The sequence below is a fragment of the Thermoflexus sp. genome, from assembly GCF_025055495.1.
GTDB lineage: Bacteria > Chloroflexota > Anaerolineae > Thermoflexales > Thermoflexaceae > Thermoflexus.
On sequence record NZ_JANWXB010000396.1, the window covers coordinates 1 to 3,315 of the forward strand.

Annotated in this window: 2 protein-coding genes; both read right to left on the bottom strand. The window is 66.5% G+C overall.

Annotation, left to right across the window (positions count from 1 at the left end; all coding sequences use genetic code 11):
- Positions 1–126: 126 nt before the first annotated feature.
- Entirely contained in the window at positions 127–1,527 is a 1,401-nt protein-coding gene (gene murF, locus NZM16_RS12855; protein ID WP_295447665.1) for a UDP-N-acetylmuramoyl-tripeptide--D-alanyl-D-alanine ligase, read from the bottom strand.
- 99 nt (positions 1,528–1,626) lie between these two features.
- On the bottom strand, positions 1,627–3,315 hold a 1,689-nt coding region (locus NZM16_RS12860), incomplete at its 5' end, for a penicillin-binding protein 2 (protein WP_295480737.1).

Consider the following 3,315-nt stretch of genomic DNA (forward strand, 5'->3'; position numbering starts at 1 on the left):
GGCGGCGCCCCAGCCCCAAAACGATTTTTCTTCACCTCCTCCTCGGGGAGGGGCCCGGCCCGCTCCCCTCCCGAAGACGCCTGAGGGAAGGCACGCCGAAGGGGCGTCCCCCACTTCCCGGCGAAATCATCCCTCGCATAACGCGTTCACAATCTCCTCCATATGCAGGCCCCGCGAGCCCTTCACCAACACCACATCCCCGGGCTCCAGGATCTGCCGGAGGATCTCGGCAGCCTCCGAATTAGAATCACAGGTCCACACTCGATGCGGCGGCAGACCCACCGCCATCGCCTCCTGGGCGATGATGCGGGCCCGCGGCCCCACCGTGATCAGGAGATCCACCACCGCGCCAGCCCGCCCCCCGACCAAGCGATGTCCCTCGATCTCATACGTGCCCAGCTCCAGCATGTCCCCCAGCACCGCGATCTTCCGGCCCTCCAGTTCCGCCAGCAGGTTCAGGGCAGCCAGCATGGAAGGTGGACTGGCGTTATAGGTATCATCCAGGATGATCGAGCCCCGAAGGCCGGGCACCGCCACCAGACGCAACTGCGCCCGTCGGTCCCGCAGGCCGGCGAAGATCTCCTCCCAGGTTAACCCCTCCAGGAGGCCCACCGCGATGGCCCGCAGGGCGGTGTGGACGCTGTGGCGTCCCAACAACGAAACCCGAACCCGCCGGAAGACCTCGCCCCCATAGTGCAGATCGAAGCGGATCCCCTCCAGCCCCTCGCTCGCGATCTCATCCGCCCATAGATCGGCCTCCGGATCCAGGCCGTAGAAGAAGACCCGGGCCCGGGTCCGCCCCGCCATCGCTCGAACGTATGGATCATCCCGATTTAACACCGCCACACCATCTTCCGGCAGCGCCTCCACCAGTTCCGCTTTCGCCGCCGCGATGGCCTCCATGCTCCCCAAGCGCTCCAGATGGACGGGGCCAACCATCGTGACCACGCCGATCACCGGTCGGGCGATGGCACAGAGGGCAGCGATCTCCCCCCGGGCATACATCCCCATCTCCAGCACCGCCCGCTGATGGCGTGGGGTGAGCCGAAGCAGCATCAGCGGCAGCCCGATCTCGCTGTTCAGGTTCCCCTCGGTCTTCAGCGTCTCATACCGCCGGGAGAGGATCGCCCAGGTCAACTCTTTCGTGCTGGTCTTCCCCACGCTTCCCGTGATGCCGATCACCCGCATCGGGAAGCGGGACCGCCACCATCCGGCCCAGCGGTGGAGCGCGTCCAGGGTGCGGGAGACCCGGAAGCAAACCGGGAAAGCCAGGGATTCCGGCCAGGGCCCCCGTTCGAGATCCACCGTCATCGCGCCCTCCGGAACATCCCGATGGACGAGGGCGGCAATGGCCCCCCGCCGGAATGCGTCGCCTACATACTGATGACCATCGGCTCGCTCCCCGGGCAATGCAATGAACAGATCTCCCGCCTCGCATGCCCGCGAATCGATGGCCACATGCGAAATGGGCGTCTCCCAGGGCGGGCGCCGCCCGCTCAGCGCCTCCGCCAGATCTGCCAGCGTCATCCCCTCAACCGCAACTCGAATTCCGCTTTCCCCCGCCATCGTCCCTTCACCCAACTCTCATATATTCGTGTATTCGTGCCCCCATTCGCGGACGGCCTCTCACGGCCCTGACGCCGATGGGGGAACTCCCAACAGCGGCAGGATCCTCGCGGCGATCCGGGCGAATACCGGTGCGGCCTCCTCGGAGCCCCACGGCGAGCGCCGGGGCCGATCGAGCTTGACCAGGATCAGCACTTGAGGATCCTCCACCGGACCAAACCCAACAAAGGAGGCGATCGTCTCCCGCGGATCGTAGCCCAGCGGAGTGGGGATCTGGGCTGTCCCCGTTTTGCCGGCCATCCGGTAGCCTGGCACGCGTGCCTTCACCGCCTCGCGCTCAATGACCGCCGCCAGCATCTCCCGGAGCGTCCGCGCCGTCTGGACCGAGATCGCCCGACGACGGATCCGGGGCTCGGTCCGCCATACCCCTTCCGCTGTGCGGACCTCCCGCACCACAAAGGGTCGCATGATGAGACCATCATGGGCCACCGCGGATACCGCCACCGCCATCTGCAGGGGCGTCACAGAGACGGCTTGCCCGAAGGCCTGACGCCCCAGATCCGCCTCCCGCCAGTTCGGATCCCCATAAGCCCGCACCCGCATCGTCGCTTCGTAGGGAAGGTCCACATCCGTGGGCTCCCCGATCCCGAAGGCATGCAGAGCGGCATAGAATCGATCCGGCCCCAGCATGCGGGCCAGGTAAGCGGCGCCTACGTTCCGGGAGTAGATCAAAAGCTCCGTCATATCCAGCCAGCCCCGTCCGCCCGGATAGCGGTCCCGATCCCAGTTGCAGATCGGCGCCCCGCCGAACTCCACGCACCCATAATCCAGATAGCGGGTTTCCGGTTGAACGACCCCTGCTTCAAGGGCCGCGGCCATCGTGAGGATCTTGAACACCGATCCCGGCTCATAGAGATCCTGGACGACCGGGTTGCGGGCATCTCGATCCAACGTTTCCGGGGAATTCGGATCGAAGGCCGGCAGGCTCACCATCGCCAGGATCTCGCCCGTGCGAGGGCGAAGCACCACCACATCCCCCCGCTGGGCGCCGCTCTCCTGCAAACCCCGCGCCAGTTCCTCCGCTACGATCGCCTGGATCGTCCGATCGATGGTCAGCACCACCTCCCCACCGGGCTCGGGCTGCGCCAGCGCCTCCTCTTTCACCGGCAACGGACGGCCCTCCGCGTCCACGGGGACCCGGAGGATCACGGGCTTTCCCCGCAGGAACTCATCATACGCCTTCTCCACCCCCGCCGCTCCCTGTCGTCCCTCCAGGCCCTGATGGTCCGCTCCGAAGAATACAAAGCCCACCACCGGGCCCAGCAACGAACCCTCGGGATACACCCGCTTCCAATAAGGCAACACCCGCACTCCCCGGAGGCCGGTCTCCTCAACCCGCCGGCTCACCGCCCGAGCCAGATCCTCCGGGATCCCCCTGGCTATTGGGAACTGCCACCAGGTATCCGGCCAGTTCCGAGCCGCCTCCTGAGCCGAGAGTCCCAGCATCGGGCTCAGGATCTCATCGACCTGCTGCAACCATTTTGCCCGACGGACCGGATCTCCCCCCTGGACGAGCGGGGGATATTCCAGAACCACCTGATATCGTGGCGCGTCCATGGCCAACACGGCCTCGCGTCGATCCAGAATCCGGCCTCGCGGGGCCGCCCGGCGCCCGTCCACGGCGTGTAACCCCCCAGGGTGAGCGCGGCCGTTGCAGGTCAAAAAAAACAGGCGGCTCAACAACCACCC